The 14877-nt window shown below is 69.0% G+C and carries 16 protein-coding genes; 6 read left to right on the top strand and 10 right to left on the bottom strand.

Translation table 11 applies throughout. The features are described from left to right. Positions 1-137: 137 nt before the first annotated feature. Positions 138-1082 (bottom strand): hypothetical protein, encoded by a 945-nt coding sequence (locus ABZZ22_RS25640; protein WP_354937899.1) that lies wholly within the window; start codon positions 1080-1082, stop codon positions 138-140. 320 nt (positions 1083-1402) lie between these two features. On the opposite strand from ABZZ22_RS25640, the gene ABZZ22_RS25635 reads away from it, so the two are divergent. After that, a complete protein-coding gene (locus ABZZ22_RS25635) occupies positions 1403-2425 on the top strand; it encodes a M48 family metallopeptidase (RefSeq protein ID WP_354937896.1) in 1023 nt (340 codons plus the stop codon). A gap of 45 nt (positions 2426-2470) precedes the next feature. Here ABZZ22_RS25635 and ABZZ22_RS25630 read toward each other — a convergent pair whose 3' ends face one another. From ABZZ22_RS25630 to ABZZ22_RS25620, 3 genes are read right to left on the bottom strand one after another with little or no spacing between them, the layout of a single operon-like run. Next, positions 2471-3334 carry a CoA ester lyase gene (locus ABZZ22_RS25630; protein ID WP_354937893.1) on the bottom strand — a complete coding sequence of 288 codons (864 nt, stop codon included), beginning with the start codon at positions 3332-3334 and terminating at the stop codon, positions 2471-2473. 2 nt (positions 3335-3336) lie between these two features. After that, complete coding sequence (locus tag ABZZ22_RS25625) at positions 3337-4404, bottom strand: CoA ester lyase (RefSeq protein WP_354937890.1); 1068 nt, start codon at positions 4402-4404, stop codon at positions 3337-3339. Positions 4405-4461: 57 nt separating this feature from the next. Beyond that, entirely contained in the window at positions 4462-4596 is a 135-nt protein-coding gene (locus tag ABZZ22_RS25620; protein ID WP_354937887.1) for a hypothetical protein, read from the bottom strand. Positions 4597-4666: 70 nt separating this feature from the next. Between ABZZ22_RS25620 and ABZZ22_RS25615 the strand changes: the two genes are divergently transcribed. Continuing rightward, the gene (locus ABZZ22_RS25615) at positions 4667-5623 is read left to right on the top strand and encodes a helix-turn-helix domain-containing protein (RefSeq protein WP_354937884.1); all 957 of its coding nucleotides are present in this window, start codon (positions 4667-4669) and stop codon (positions 5621-5623) included. 25 nt (positions 5624-5648) lie between these two features. On the opposite strand, the gene ABZZ22_RS25610 is transcribed toward ABZZ22_RS25615, so the two are convergent. The 4 genes from ABZZ22_RS25610 to ABZZ22_RS25595 all read right to left on the bottom strand — a co-directional run bounded on the left by ABZZ22_RS25610 (position 5649) and on the right by ABZZ22_RS25595 (position 10313). Continuing rightward, a complete protein-coding gene (locus ABZZ22_RS25610; RefSeq protein ID WP_354937882.1) occupies positions 5649-6188 on the bottom strand; it encodes a DUF1992 domain-containing protein in 540 nt (179 codons plus the stop codon). 25 nt (positions 6189-6213) lie between these two features. Further along, complete coding sequence (locus ABZZ22_RS25605) at positions 6214-7653, bottom strand: MFS transporter (protein WP_354937880.1); 1440 nt, start codon at positions 7651-7653, stop codon at positions 6214-6216. Continuing rightward, complete coding sequence (locus ABZZ22_RS25600) at positions 7650-8954, bottom strand: M20/M25/M40 family metallo-hydrolase (protein ID WP_354937877.1); 1305 nt, start codon at positions 8952-8954, stop codon at positions 7650-7652. Before ABZZ22_RS25600 ends, ABZZ22_RS25605 begins: the two co-directional genes overlap by 4 nt. A gap of 63 nt (positions 8955-9017) precedes the next feature. Next, complete coding sequence (locus ABZZ22_RS25595) at positions 9018-10313, bottom strand: C39 family peptidase (RefSeq protein WP_354937874.1); 1296 nt, start codon at positions 10311-10313, stop codon at positions 9018-9020. A gap of 109 nt (positions 10314-10422) precedes the next feature. On the opposite strand from ABZZ22_RS25595, the gene ABZZ22_RS25590 reads away from it, so the two are divergent. Continuing rightward, positions 10423-11571 carry a GTPase gene (locus ABZZ22_RS25590; protein ID WP_354937871.1) on the top strand — a complete coding sequence of 383 codons (1149 nt, stop codon included), beginning with the start codon at positions 10423-10425 and terminating at the stop codon, positions 11569-11571. Between the two features lie 9 nt (positions 11572-11580). On the opposite strand, the gene ABZZ22_RS25585 is transcribed toward ABZZ22_RS25590, so the two are convergent. After that, on the bottom strand, positions 11581-12069 hold the full coding sequence (locus tag ABZZ22_RS25585; RefSeq protein ID WP_354937868.1) for a helix-turn-helix domain-containing protein: 489 nt from the start codon (positions 12067-12069) through the stop codon (positions 11581-11583). A 106-nt stretch (positions 12070-12175) separates the two neighbouring features. Between ABZZ22_RS25585 and ABZZ22_RS25580 the strand changes: the two genes are divergently transcribed. Genes ABZZ22_RS25580 through ABZZ22_RS25570 form a run of 3 tightly spaced genes read left to right on the top strand, consistent with a single transcriptional unit; the run spans position 12176 to position 14272 of the window. Further along, the gene (locus ABZZ22_RS25580) at positions 12176-12835 is read left to right on the top strand and encodes a dihydrofolate reductase family protein (RefSeq protein ID WP_354937865.1); all 660 of its coding nucleotides are present in this window, start codon (positions 12176-12178) and stop codon (positions 12833-12835) included. 2 nt (positions 12836-12837) lie between these two features. After that, positions 12838-13374: a dihydrofolate reductase family protein gene (locus ABZZ22_RS25575; protein ID WP_354937862.1), complete on the top strand. Its 537-nt coding sequence runs from the start codon at positions 12838-12840 to the stop codon at positions 13372-13374. A 10-nt stretch (positions 13375-13384) separates the two neighbouring features. Next, positions 13385-14272 carry an SDR family NAD(P)-dependent oxidoreductase gene (locus ABZZ22_RS25570; protein ID WP_354937859.1) on the top strand — a complete coding sequence of 296 codons (888 nt, stop codon included), beginning with the start codon at positions 13385-13387 and terminating at the stop codon, positions 14270-14272. Here ABZZ22_RS25570 and ABZZ22_RS25565 read toward each other — a convergent pair. After that, on the bottom strand, positions 14269-14877 hold a 609-nt coding region (locus ABZZ22_RS25565), incomplete at its 5' end, for an HNH endonuclease (protein ID WP_354937856.1). The genes ABZZ22_RS25570 and ABZZ22_RS25565 overlap by 4 nt on opposite strands.

Genomic DNA, 14877 nt, shown 5'->3' with positions numbered 1-14877 from the left:
GAGCGAGTCCAGCACCGCCAGCTCGGCGGCGTGGTCGGCGAGGAGATCGGCGAAGCGGAGCATCCGCTCCCGGCGGAATGCGACCCCGGCCCGCGGCTTCGAGGCTGAGGTCACGGCCCGTTTCAGGGATCCCGGGATTACGGGGTCAGATCGATCTTGATTCCGGTGAGTGCGTCGACCACGCCGGTCACCGTGTCGAGCACCGGTGCCACCACGTTCTTGGTCAGCGTCGGCTGAGCCGGACCGGGGGCCGGCTCGGGTTCAGGTGCCGGCTCGGGCGCCGGAGTCGGCTCAGGGGCTGGCTGAGGCGCCGGCGCGGGGGCCGGTGCGGGCTTGGGCGCCGGCGCCGGGTCTGCCGAGGCGCCCCCGCCGTTTGGGGCGGAGAGCGTTCGGCTGGAGGAGTGAGCGCCGCCGTAGGTCTCGGCGGTGGACGGTGCGTCGTAGTCGCCGTTGGAGTGCTTGCCTCCGGAGGTGGTGCGTGCGGAGGCGGGGGAGAAGGGAGATGTCGTCTCCGGTGCGATCACACCGGGGGCGTCGATGACCTTCTGGTCGCCGGTGTCGACCACGGGCACCGCGTCGTACTGGCCGGCGTGGGCCGTGACCTGCTGCGGCTGGTCCTCGAGGTCTGTGCCCAGATTGGACTGGGCGAATGCACCGACACCGGCCGAGGCGATCGCCATCGCCGCGAGCGGCAGGAGCACAGCCTTCTTGTTGCGGCTGCGGCGCGCCGGCGCTGGGTCCTGGTCGGCGGTCGAGCCGTTCCGGGTCGGCACCTGAGCGGCGGCGTAGGACGGCATCGCGGGGTTGGCGAACATCACCGGCCCCGCCGGGTGCCGCTGCTGCGCCGCGTAGGGGCTCGGCTGGTAGGCGTACCGGGGCGGCTGCATGTGCGGAGCCGACGGCAGCCGGTAGACCGGCCGAGGCGGCGGAGGCGCGGACGGCGTGTGGCGAGGTCGCGCCGGCTCGGGGGTGGTCTCCGCCTTCGGGGTGGCGAACCATGACTCGGTCGCCGGTGACAGTCCCTGGAGAGCGCGGTTGGCGATCTCGACGGGGTCTGCCGTGGTGTCGTTCGTGATGCGCATCTGTGGTGCTTGGTGTCGAGCCGGCGTCGGTGGGACGTTCGAGTGGTCCCCCGTCGCGGGCCGACGATTCGCTTCAGTCATCTGACGCTGTCTCCTGAGCGCTTAGCGAGTGTCGGTTGTGTCGCGCAGCACGTAACGGAACCAGAATCTCGACTGTTTGTCACCTTCTTCTCAGGAAAAAGTTACTGACTAGATCGAACGGGGGAATCGAGTAACGAACCTGATACGACGCGGGGTACGCGGGGACAAATGGGGCAACAAGGCTGAGTCGGAATCGGAATCGGCCAGCGCTGAGTCGGTTGCGTCGGCACACTTTGCCCATGGTCACCACCCCCATGCGCTCCCGCATCGTCCTTCCTGAGATCAGCTCACGTGCCTGGGAACATCCAGCGGACAGAGGTGCGTTGGTCGCCTTGCGCAAGCTGCGTGGCTTCGACACCGTGCTCAAGGCGATGAACGGCCTGATCAGCGAACGTGTGACTCGGCTGGCCCTGCTGGGCGATGCTGTCCGTGTCGACGAGCGGCAGTTCCCGCGCATCCACTACATGCTGATGGATGCCGGACGAGTTCTCGATGCGAAGCAGTTGCCTGAGCTGTACGTCACCACCGACCCGATGGTGAACGCGATGACCATCGGCATGGACCGGCCTATGATCCTGCTCAACTCGGCCCTCGTGGAGCTGCTCCATGACGAAGAGCTGCGGTTTGCGATCGCGCACGAGCTGGGACACGCGCTGTCCGGGCATGCTGTCTACCGCACGCTGCTGTTGCGACTGATGCAGTTCAGCGGATTGTGGAGCGCGATTCCGCTGGGCGCACTGGGCATCCGGGTGATCATCGCGGCCCTCATGGAGTGGTCGCGCAAGGCCGAGCTCTCGGCAGACCGTGCCGGGCTGCTGGTCTCTCAGGATCCTGCCGCAGTGCTGCGCACACACATGAAGCTGGCTGGTGGTGTACAGCTCGACGAGCTCGACCCGGCCTCGTTCCTGGCCCAGGGCTCGGAGTACTCCGAGGCGGGCGATGTACGTGACTCCATCCTCAAGCTTCTGCTGCTCGAGCAGCGGAGCCATCCCATGGGGGTCGTGCGTGCGACCGAGGCACGCCGCTGGGTCGACTCCGGGGCGTACGCAAAGATCCTGACCGGCGACTATCCGCGACGTTCCGGAGATGCTGACGCGAAGATCTCCGATGCGGCGCGCGAGGCCGCGAACCACTACTCGGAGAGTTTCGCCCGTGCCGGGGACGCTTTGTCGAAACTCGTCAAGGACATCGGTGGCACCGTCGGTGGCGCGCTGAACCGACTCGGCGACAAACTGCAGGGCAACGCGAAGGACGGAGCCTAGGGCCGTTGGCCGACCTGGCGACGAAGGGCCTCCAGGTCGGCGCCATCACAGCGCGGCGATGGCCTCGGCGATGCTCAAAGTGCGCCGCGCGGACTCGACGTGGAGGTTCTCCACCATCTTGCCGTTGAAGGTCACCACTCCGCCGTCGCTCGCCTCCCAGGTCTCGATGAGGCCCCTGGCGTCGGCCACTGCCTGCTCGCTGGGCGCGAAGCCGGCGTTGGCGCCGTCGACCTGGGAGGGATGGATCAGGGTCTTTCCGTCGAACCCGAAGATCCTGCCCTGCTCGACCTCGGCCGCGTAACCCTCGGCGTCCTTCACGTTGTTGTAGACGCCGTCGAGGATGATCTTGCCGCTCGCTCGCGCGGCGAGCACCGCCAGCTGGAGGCTGGTGACCAGGTTGGCGCGGGCGGGGACGTGATCGACGTACAGCTCCTTGACCAGGTCGTTGGTGCCCATGACGAGCACCGTCAGCCGCTCCGAGGCGGAGGCGATCTCCTCGGCGTGGAGAATGGCGTACGGGCTCTCGATCATGGCCCACAGCTTCGTCTGCTCCGGGACGCCGGCCTTCTCGAAGGCCGCGACGAGGTCGCGCACCTGCTGAGCGCTGTTGACCTTGGGAACGACGATGGCGTCAGGGCCGGCCTTGGCGGCGGCGGCCAGGTCGTCGGCGTGCCACTCGGTGTCGGCGCCGTTGATGCGGACGGTGCGGTACTTGTTGTCGTACTCACCTGACGTCACGGCGGCGGCCGCGTTCTCGCGCGCCTCCGGCTTGGCGTCGGGGGCGACGGCGTCCTCGAGGTCGAGGATCAGCGCGTCGGCGGTGATCGTCTTGGCCTTCTCGAGGGCACGCGTGTTGGAGCTCGGCATGTAGAGGACCGAGCGCAGGGGGCGGGGGGTCGTGTCAGTCATGATCAGTCCACCTCGATGGCGTCGTAGAGGTCCTTGAGCTTCGGGTCGATGGCGGCCAGCTCCTCGGCGAGGTCGACGAGCACCAGGCACTGCTTGAGACTGGCGTCGTCCTCCATCTTGCCGTCGAGCATGACCGCGCCGGTGCCGTCGCCCATGGCGGCGACCACGCGGCGGGCGTGCTTGATGTCCTCGACGCTGGGGGAGAAGACGCGGTTGGCGATCTCGATCTGCTTGGGGTGCAGGCTCCAGGTGCCGACGCAGCCGAGCAGGAACGCGTTGCGGAACTGGTCCTCGGCGGCGACCACGTCGGTGATGTCGCCGAACGGGCCGTAGTAGGGGTAGATGCCCGCCGCGGCGCAGGCGTCGACCATCTTCGCGATCGTGTAGTGCCACAGGTCCTGCTGGAAGACCGTGCGCTGCCCGTGGATGTCACCGTCGACCGGGTCCTGCCGGACCAGGTAGCCCGGGTGGCCGCCGCCGACACGGGTCGTCTTCATCTTGCGGTCGGCCGCGAGGTCGGCCGGGCCGAGGCTGATCCCCTGCATGCGCGGGGAGGCCAGTGCGATCTCCTCGACATTGGCCACACCGCGCGCGGTCTCGAGGATGGCATGGATCAGGATCGGCCTCTGTACGCCGCCCTTGGCCTCGAGCTGCGCCAGCAGCCGGTCCACGTAGTGGATGTCCTCGGGGCCCTGCACCTTCGGCACCATCACGACGTCGAGCTTGTCGCCGATCTCGGTGACCAGGGTGACCAGGTCGTCGAGCACCCACGGGGAGTCGAGCGAGTTGATCCGGGTCCATAGCTGGGTCTTGCCGAAGTCTGTACTCTTCGCGATCTCGACCAGACCCTCGCGCGCGCCGACCTTGTTGTCAGCCTTGACGGCGTCCTCCAGGTTGCCGAGGAGGACGTCGACGGTGCCGACCATCGCCGGCACCTTCGCGGCCATCTTCGGGTTGGACGGGTCGAAGAAATGGATCGCGCGACTCGGCCGCGCCGGGATCTCCCGCAGCGGCGTGGGGGCACCCACGGCCAGCGGAGCGAAGAAGTCCTTGGGGCTCTTGTGACTCATGCCGGTCACCTTAACGGCCGGGAGTTACCGGCCGGTAGGTGTCTCGACTTGTAACGATCATGGCCGACGTCGCGAGGGATGGTTCTTCGGAACCTCGGCGCCGTGACGGACCAGGGCGCCGGCGTCGAAGCCGGCGAGGAAGGTGCGAACGGTGTTGAGGACCCTGCTGGGGTTCTTCTTGTTGTTGGTCATGGCTTCAGCGTGCCCTCGTCGACGCCGTTGCGGCAGTGGCAGGATTGACTAAGAGTGATAGATTCTTGCCATGTTCTCGAAGCCGTCCATCGCCATCCCGATCGTCGACGGGATGACCCTCTTCGAGATCGGGATGCCGCTCGAGGCGCTCGGTTACGACTGGGACCACGACGCCAGCCCGCTCTACGACGTGGTCCTGTGCGGCGACCTGCGTGGCGTGCGTGTCCACGGGGGGCCACGGCTCACCCCGCAACGGCCGATGGCCGCGCTGGCCGAGGCGGACACGGTGCTCGTGCCGGCGATCCGGCCGGGAGAACCGATCAGCCCGACCCTGCTCCGAGAGCTCCGCCGGGCCGCCGACGCCGGCGCGCGGATGGTCTCGATGTGCACCGGCGCCTTCGCGCTGGCCGAAGCCGGGCTGCTCGACGGTCGCCGTGCCACGACCCACTGGCGATGGGCGACCCTGTTCCGGCGTACGTACCCCAGGGTCGAGCTCGACCCGCGGGCGATCTACGTCGATGACGGCGTGCTGACCAGCGCGGGCTCGGCCGCCGGGCTGGACCTGTGCCTCCACCTGATCCGCACGGACCACGGTCAGCATGCCGCCAACACCATCGCCCGCAACCTGGTCATCGCCTCGCACCGCGACGGCGACCAGGCTCAGTACGTCGCGGCCGACCCGCTCACCGACCAGGCCCGCTGGCTCGACGAGCTGCGCGCCTGGCTCCGCGCGAACCTGCACGAGGACGTCACCCTCGAGCGCCTGGCGGCCGCCGCCGCGGTCTCGGCCCGCACCCTGGCCCGGCGATTCGAGCGCGACCTGGCCACCACCCCGATGCGCTGGGTGGCCGCCGAGCGGATCGCGGTCGCCAAGACCCTCCTCGAGACCACCGATCTGCCGATCGACCGGATCAGCCACGAGGCCGGCTACTACTCGCCGGTGACCTTCCGGACCGGGTTCACCGCGGAGGTCGGGCTGAGTCCGGGCCGCTATCGGATGCGGTTCTCGCACCGAGAGGTCGGCTGAAAGACCTGCCCTCGTCGCTGAGCTGTCAGCGGCGCCACCACCGCTTCCGGCGTGACTCCTTGCGGCGTACCTCTGCTCTGGCAGCCTCCAACCGGGTGGCTCGGCGCTCGCGCCAGGCGGCCAGCGTGGCCTCGACGTCGCGGGGCATGGTGATCAGCGGCGGTCCCTCGGGCGCGCCGTAGCGAGCCGCGATGACCCGCTCGTTGAACTCCTCGACGATCGCGCGGGCGCCGTTCTCGGTGGTCTGGGTGTCGAGGAGATCGTCGAGCTCGGCGTCGTCCTTGCGGAGCTGGACGGACCGGGGGAGCACCACGATCTGCTCGCGTTCGACGAGCTGCTTGACCCACCAGTCGGGATCGTGGTCGCGGTCGAGGTTCTTGATCGGCTTGCCGGCGCCCGGCAGGTCGTCGAACTCGCCGCGCTGGATCGACTGCTGTAGCTGCAGGTCGACCCACTTGGTCTGGTCGCGCATCCGGGCGGCGGCCGCTGCCTTGCTCGCGGCATCGCTGAGCTGCGGCGGCTCTGTCTCCGGGTGTCCGTCGGGCTGGTCTTCGCTCTTGGGCATGTGGTCACCTCCGGCGCGAGACAGTTTACCCAGCCCTGGCTGTGCGTCGGGGCAGAAGAAGCAGCAGCCCGGCGACGAGGGCGGTGATGCCGCAGACGGCCCAGACGGTCAGGTAGCCGGACAGCGGCGCGTGCGCCTCGCCGGAGATGGAGCCGTCGGCTGCGAGCGCGATGGCGAAGACCGCGGAGGCGATGGCGCCGCCGACGGTCTTGGTGGCGTTCGTCATCCCGGTCGCGAACGCGGTGCGGGAGGCCGGTGCCGCCGCGGCGGCCGCGGCCGGAAGAGAGGCAACCAGCGCGCCCGAGCCGAGCCCGACGACGGCCATGTTGACGAGCGCCTGAGCGGTGGAGCCGTGGAACGGGAGCCACATCAGATAGCCCGCGGCGACCAGGAAGCAGGCGAGCGCCTGAGCCCGCGTCGGCCCGAGGAGCCGCGCCCACAGCGGCAGGGTGAAGGCGGAGACGGCCATCGTGACGACGTACAGCGCGATCAGCAACGACACGAACGATGCGTCCGCACCCAGCCCGAACCCGGCCACCGCGGGATCCGTGCGTGCGAAGGTCGACAGTGGGATCTGAGCCCCCAGCACCGACATCCCGAACAGGAACGCGGTCAGCTGGATCGGCCACTGCCGTCGCGAGACCAGCAGACGTACGTCGATCAGCGGCTCACGCAGGTCGGCATCGTCCAGTGCGGTCTCGATGCGCCAGAACGGGACCAGCGCGAGCAACCCCAGGACGACGAGGGCCCAGGGGAGCAGAGAACCGGCCCCGAGGACGCGTACGCCGACCAGACCGGCCATGACCAGGCCGAGCACGACGGTGAGCACGGCCAGACCGAGCCAGTCGAAGGCGCCGCCGCTGGTGCCGGAGTCGGGCTCGATGCCGACGGCGATGACGACGAAGACCGCGGTCACGGCCACGGCAGGGAAGGTCAGGATCGCCCACATCGGGAGCACACCGACGAGCGCACCGGCAGCCACGGCGCCGATGATCACCGAGAGCTGCAGCGCACCGACCAGGATCCCGGCGGCCCGCCGGGTCAGCGCGGTGTCGCCGCCGGTGCGCTTGTGGACGATGGCGACCTCGAGCGGCAGCCAGATGACGTAGGCGCCCTGGATCGACCAGGCGACCAGGAACGAGCCGAAGTCGGGGGCGACGACGGTCCACCAGGTCGCGAGCGCGGTGATCCCGGTCGCCAGCAGGAGGACCTTCTTGTGGCCGATCAGGTCGCCGAGCCGGGCGAGCGGCGGCACGCACAGCGCCGAGACGATCAGCTGCCCGGCCTCGAGCCAGTTGAGGTCGGCGTCGGAGACGCCGAGGTGGTCGGCGAGGTCGGAGAAGATCGGGGTGTAGTAGCCCTGCAGGATGCCGCTGGCGAACTCGACGGCCACCAGGAAGCCGACGATCACCCAGATTCCGCGGGCGGCCTTCTCAGTGCCGGTGCGCTGATGTTCGGTGGTCACAGCGACTCGATCAACCTTCGGTAGAAGCGGATCCCGTCGAGGTAGTCATCGACCCGGATGTTCTCGTCGGCGGCGTGGATGGTGGCCCGCTGGGCGGCGGTCATCCGGAACGGCGCGAACCGGTAGACCCGGTCGCTGATCTCGTAGAAGAAGCGGGAGTCGGTGGCGGCCATGACGGTGTAGGGAGCCGGCACCGACTCCGGGAAGATCTCGGTGATGGTGGCGGTGATCAGCGAGAACGCCCCGTCGCGAGGGGAGACCGGCGACGGCTCGCCGGCTCGGACGACCTCGATCTCGACCTGCTTGTCACCGATTGCGGATCGCAGCCGCTCGACGACCTCGGCGACCGTCTCGCCGACCATGATCCGCAGGTTGACCCCGGCGGTGGCGGCTGAGGCGATGACGTTGGCCGCCGGGCTCCCCTCCAGCGTCGTGATCGCGACGGTGGTGCGGGTCAGGGCGGCGGGCTCGGGGCCGAGCCTGGTCAGGAGCCGGGCCAGGGCCGGGGCCAGCCGGCCGGCGTTGGCCAGCACGGGCCGCAGGGGCTTGGTGGCGTACGGGGCGATCTGCTCGAACATCTCCACGGTCGGCGCCGGCAGCTGCACGGGCATCGACATCCGGTCGAGACGGGTGATCGCGCGGGCCAGCCGCGCGGTCGGGCCGTTCTGTCGTGGGGTGGAGGAGTGGCCACCGTCGCCGGTCACCCGCAGGCGTACGTCGGTGGTGCCCTTCTCGGCGACGCCGACGACACCGATCGGCGCCGCGATCCCCGGGAAGGCGTCGAACGCGACCGCGCCACCCTCGTCGAGCACGAACCACGGCTGGACCCCTTGGGTCCGCAGCTCCTCGACGGCGGCCCGTGCGGCCGCACCGGTCGTCTCCTCGTCGGAGCCGAACGACAACCACACGTCGTACGCAGGCTCGAACCCGTCAGCGAGGAGCCCCTCGACCGCGGCGCAGATCGCCACCAGCTGACCCTTGTCGTCGAGCGTGCCGCGGCCATGGATCACTCCGTCGACGATCTCGCCGCCGAACGGGTCGTGCGTCCAGTCACCGGCGATCGGGACCACGTCCTGGTGGGCCATCAGGACGATCGGCTTCTCGGCCGAGGCACCGCGCCAGCGGAAGAGGAGGCCGTGGCCCCCGACCGGCGTCAGCGTGAGCGTCGCGTGGAGCAGCGGGAAGTGGTCGCGCAGCGCCTCGTGGAGCTGTGCGAACGCCTCGGCCTCCGCGCCCGAGCCGTCGTTGACGGTAGGGGCGCGAAGTGCGGCCTGGAGAGCGGCGACGGCGTCGAGGATCATGGCCGAAACCTATCCGCGCGCAGCCGCTTCGAGGTGGCCCACGTCACTCTCGTGGTGGCTCCGTCACCAGTTTGTGGCCTTCCCCGCTCCGGGCAGCTCCATGCCGTCCGGATGGATGACGTAGGCGATCCCGTCGGTCGAGGTCTGCCAGACCCGCTCGAAGTTCTCGCGGGTGTAGACGTTGCGGACCTCGTCGTTGGAGGGGTAGTTGGGGTCGTAGACGATCGGGTCGCCCTCGACGGTGAAGCCACCGATGACGAGCAGGTGCCCGTTGGTGCCGTAGCCGGCCTCCGGCATCTCCTCGAGGTCCCAGTTGGCCGAGACGACCAGCGGGATACCGGCCTTCACGAGCCGCTCCGCCTCGGCCAGCGAGCGCAGCCTGGTCACGAACCCGTCCAGACCCCAGCGGGTGGCGTAGGCGATGTTGAACGGCCAGTTGCCGGCGCCCTCGTAGGCGTAGTCCCAGGTGTTGATCGCGGCATAGTCGACCTGCGGGTCGCCGTTGGGTGCGACGATCCCTTCGAGCTCGCTCGCCGGGACCTCGCGACCCCAGTGGTACTGCACCATCGTCGTCGAGGTCGGCGAGCACCAGACCTGTCCGCCGCCACCGAACTCCGGGTACTCGCCGCGGTGGATGTTCTGGCTGAACGGGGGCAGGCCGAGGTCGATCTCCTTGCCGAGAGTCGGCGTGCTGGTGCCGGGGTAGGCGGAGGCGGGCAGGTACTCGTTGGTCAGCGTGGAGACCGACCGCAGGCTCGGGGAGACGGTCGCGCCCTCGGGGCGAAGCAGGGTGACGCTGGTCTGGAACGCCTCGGGCTCCTTGCCGGTCCGGGCGACGTAGGTGTCGGTGTAGAGCGCTGCGTCGGTGTCGTTCTGACCCTCGACCGAGGTGCGGTGGATGTCGCCGGCAGCGAAGTCGTCGCCGGCCGTCCAACGACCCATCACGAACCACTTCGTCCAGGTGCCGTCCGCCTTCTGGCCGCGGAACCGGACCTCGGCCCAGGTGCCGGTCGGGGTGTCGACGTCCCAGGAGGTGACCGACTCGTCGATCGCGTATCCGGTCCTGACCACGGGCGAGGTCCAGGTGCCGTACTCGTAGGTCTTCGCCGTGCCGTCGCCGAAGGGGTCGGTGTAGGTCGTCGTCCCGGCGTCGCGGCCGATCCGGAGAGTGCCGCTCTGGCCCGGACGGAGGTGGCTCGACCGGCCCTTCGCGAAGTCGTCGCCGCTGTCCCACTGGGTCAGGGTGATGTCGGTGGGGGAAGTCTCAGGCTCGGCCGCATGGACCGGAGTCGTGGGTGCTACCAGGACGGTTGTGGCGGCGAGGGCGACAACGTACGCAAGGCGGGACCGTGGGCTCATGCCCGGCACGCTATTCCTCATCGGAGGCTCCGGTCCTGACAATGCGCCAAGTCGGCTCACCAAGTCTTCTCCGCCGAAAGGTCGGTGCCGGGTGGCATCCTTGGTCACCGTGAACAACTTCGCATCCGAGGGCTGGTTCAAGGACGAGTTCCACAAGAGGTATGCCGAGTCGGCCAAGGAGATCGGCCGGTTCAATCTGGCCGTGTTCGGCAAGACCGGAGTCGGCAAGTCGACGCTGGTCAACGCCGTCTTCGGGGCGGAGGTGGCGAAGACCGGGATCGGCGAGCCGGTGACGAAGGAGTCGACGCTCTACCTGCACACCAGCGGGTTCTTCGGCCTGCTCGACACCCAGGGCCTGGAGATCGGCGTCGAGGGCGACCGGGTGATCAAGGATCTCGCCAAGCTGATCCAGGACCGGCGCCGCAAGCCGCAGTCGGAGCAGGTCCACGTGGCCTGGTACGCCATCCGTTTCGGCGACCGCCGCTTCGAGGAGACCGAGGCAGCGTTCATCCGCAAGCTCGCCGACCTGGGACTGCCGGTGGTGCTGGTGATGACCCAGGTGCCGACCTCGCCGACCGGTGCCTACCACCCGGACGCGGTCGAGTTCGCCCAGCAGATCGACTCGCGCGGCCTGCCGGTGCACGGGGCTCGGGTCTATCTGACCAACGCGAAGGCCGACGACTTCTCCGGCCAGCGGGTCCACGGACTGCAGGAACTTGTTGATGCCACCTTTCGATGCGCGCCTGCAGGCGTCGAGGACGCCCTCACCGCGGCGCAGAAAGTGGATCTCAAGCGCAAGCAGGATCAGGCGAACACCGTGATCGCTGGCGCCGCGACCGCGGCGGGTGCCGCCGGAGCCACTCCGATCCCGTTCTCGGACGCGGTCGTCCTGGTGCCGATCCAGCTCGGGATGATGGCGCGGATCTCGGCGATCTACGGCATCGAGGTCGACAAGGCGGCGATGGCCTCGATCGCCGCCACCGCCGCCGCCACCCAGGCCGGCCGCACCGTCGCCGGCAACCTGCTCAAGATGATCCCCGGCTTCGGCACCGTCGGCGGCGGCGCGATCAACGCCACCGTCGCCGCGGGCTTCACCGGCGCCATCGGCGCCGCCTGGTCGACCGTGTGCGTCAAGCTCGCCGAGGGCAAGCTGCGCGGGGTCAACGGCGCTCTGGACACCGAGAGCGTCAGGTCGCTCTTCCTCGACGAGCTGAAGAACCAGATCTCGAGGCTGAAGCTCCACGCCAAGGAGAAGTGAGACTCCGGCTCACTCCGCCATGGCGGCTTCGTACGCCGCGGCGAGCTGCTCGCTCGCCCGCGGAGCATCCGGGTCGGGCCGCGGCGTCCCCAGATGGAGCTCGCGCAGCTCGTCCATGAACGACTCCACCATCTCGGGACCGGCATCGCGCAGCAGCTCCGCGCGGACCCGCAGCTGTCGGGTGCCGTCGCGGTGGGCGAGCCCCCAGTTGCCGAGGGCGACCATGATCGGCAGCGTCTGGATGCCTGCCTCGGTCAGCGTGTAGGCGGCCCGCTGTCCGCGGCCGGCTTCTTCCTTGGTGAGCAGCCCGCCGTCGACCAGCTTCTTCAGCCGGCTGCTGAGGATGTTGGAGGCGATGCCCTCCTCGGAGCTGCCGAGCAGCTCGCGGAAGTGGCGCCGGTTCCCGAACAGCACGTCGCGCAGAACGATCACCGACCAGGGATCGCCGAAGACCTCAACGGCTGCGTTGATCGGGCAACCCGATCGAGGCTCGCTCACTCGTGTCTCCTGCCCTCGAAGATAGTGGTTGCAATCTGCAATCGGGAAGTCTACTCTCGGCGCTAGTGATTGCAAAGTGCAAGCACTCTTCTCCAGGGAGATCCCCATGTCACTCGTCCGTGCTCACAACATCAGCATCTCGCTGGACGGCTACGCCACCGGCGAAGGTCAGAGTCTGGAAACGCCGTTCGGTCACGCCGGAATGCGGCTGATGGAGTGGGCTTTTCCGACCGCGACCTTTCAAGCCTTGGGCGTCCACCGAGAGCGCGTGGAGGTCGACCCGGCGTCCGCACCCGACGACGTCTTCGCCGCGCGCTCCTGGGAGGGCATCGGCGTCGAGATCATGGGCGCCAACAAGTTCGGTCCGCCGGGATGGCAGGACGACGCCGACTGGACCGGCTGGTGGGGCGAGGAGCCGCCGTTCCGCACACCCACCTTTGTCCTGACGCATCAGCCTCGAGAGTCGATCGAGAAGAAGGGCGGCACCGTGTTCCATTTCCGCGATGCGCCCATCCAGGACGTCCTGGTCGAGGTGAAGGAGGCGGCCGCCGGCCAGGACGTACGCCTCGGCGGCGGCCCGTCCTCCATCCGGGACTTCCTGGCGGCCGGCCTCGTCGACCACCTGCACGTCGCGGTCGTCCCGATCATCCTCGGCCGTGGCGTACGGCTGTGGAAGGGGTTGGAGGCGCTCGAGGACGGCTACGACGTCGAGTCGACCACCACCCCGAGCGGCGTCACCCACGTCACCTTCGACCGGAAGGCCTAGCGATGAGCGGCAAGGTGCTGTGGCACTTCTCGATGTCGCTCGACGGCTTCGTCGACAGCACCGAGCCGGGGATGGCGTGGTTGGGCGATGTCACCGGCCAGCCCGGGACCGAGGAGGCGTACTCGTCCCAGCTCGGTGCCGTCCTGGGTGGACGTAAGGGTCACGACGCCTATCCGGACGTGATGGCCTACGGCGACTGGCCGGGCCCGGTCTTCATCCTGACCCACCACCCCGAGGACGCCCGTCCGCAGGAGCACGTCACCTTCCTCAGCTGTGATGTCGCCGAGGCGTTGAAGATCGCGATCGACGCGGCCGACGGGAAGAACGTCGAGGTCCATTCCGCCGACATCGGTCGCCAGCTCCTCGAGCGTGGCCTCATCGACCAGATCGACCTGCACATCGCACCGGTCCTGCTGGGCGACGGCGTCCGCCTCTACGACAACCCGGGCGGCGCGCCGATCCGGCTGCACAACCTGATCGGCGACGATCCGCACCTGGAGGTCGACGTCCGCTACGCACCGGTGCGTCCGTCGCCCTAGGGTGCAAGGCGTGGTCAGCCTTTTCTCGCTCCCGCTCCTGCAGGCGCCCCGAGCCCGCGTCGCTCGCACGATCCGGTCGGTCACCGGCAGCCCCGGCCCGCTGGCGGGTCGCACCGTGCTGGTCACCGGCGCCAGCTCGGGCATCGGTGAGGCGACGTCGTACGCCGCGGCTCGACGTGGCGCGCACGTGCTGCTCGCCGCGCGCCGGGGCGAGGAGCTCGAGCGGGTGCGGGAGACCATCGAGGAGGCGGGTGGGCGGGCGTCGGCGTACGTCGTCGACATGGCTGACGGCGACTCGATCGACGCGTTGGTTGAGCGACTGCTGGAAGAGCACGGCGCGGTCGACTATCTGGTCAACAACGCCGGCCGGTCGATCCGCCGGTCGCTGGAGCTGACCCACGGCCGCTTTCATGACTTCGAGCGGATGATGGCCGTCAACTACTTCGGCGCCGTCCGGCTCACGATGGGCCTGCTGCCTGCCATGCGAGCCCAACGCTTCGGTCATGTGGTCAACATCGTGACCTGGGGCAACCAGATCAAGGCGCCCAAGTTCGCCGCTTACATCGCCGCGAAGTCCGCCCTCGACGTCTTCGGAAGGATCCTGAGCCGCGAGGCCTACTTCGAGAACGTGACCTGCACCAACATGCGGGTAGCCATCGTCCGCACCCCGATGATCGCGCCGACCGCCGAGTACGAAGGCCGGGGCGAGAGCCCCGAGGAGTGCGCCGAGCGAGTCGTCCGCGCCCTCGAGGACCGGCCGGTGACGGTGAACGGCGCGTTCGGCTCCGTCTACGAGGTCCTCAACATCGCCGCCCCGCGCTTGGCCGACCTCGCCATGGCGATCTCCCACGTACGCGCGCCGGACTCTGCCGCCGCTCGCGGGAAGGCTGCTTCCTAGGCTGCCCATGCGTGGTCGACGACTATGTCGTGCAGCACGAACTCGGCCCGGGACAGTGGTGGTGGGTCTGGTCGCCAGGTGTCGGGTGGTGGACTGACGTAGGTGTGTCCCGTCGGCGTCATGATGATGATGCTGCCGTCGGGTCCTGGTCTGGCCCGCCAGCCGAGGGCTTCTTTCGCTTGGTTGCAGCGTTCGCACAAGCCCTGAAGATTCTCGGCGCTGGTCTTGCCGCCGTCTGCGTGACGTTCGACGTGGTCGACGTTGCGGATGGGCGCATCGCAGCCCGCAGTGCGGCAGATCCCGCCATCGCGAGTGGCGATGAACTCAGCGAGCCCGTCGGGGGCTTTGCGGGAGCGGGATTCCATCGCGACCAGCTGGCCGGCGGGGTCGGTGAAGAGCCGACGGACGAAGACCTCGGCGTCGTTGAGTGCTTCGCGGGCCCATGCGGCGGGGACGGGGCCGTAGCCCTCGACCATCGCGGGCTGGTCACTGTCGTTGGTGAGCGCGTCGGCGGTCATCACGATCTTGACCTCGATCCGAGGCTTCGCGTCGACCTCCTCACGTCCGGTGACGCGGTCGACCAGGGTGTCGGCCATGACCTGACC

Source organism: Nocardioides sp. NPDC006273, from assembly GCF_040613495.1.
Lineage (GTDB): Bacteria > Actinomycetota > Actinomycetes > Propionibacteriales > Nocardioidaceae > Nocardioides.
This window is presented reverse-complemented; position numbering and strand designations above follow the sequence as displayed.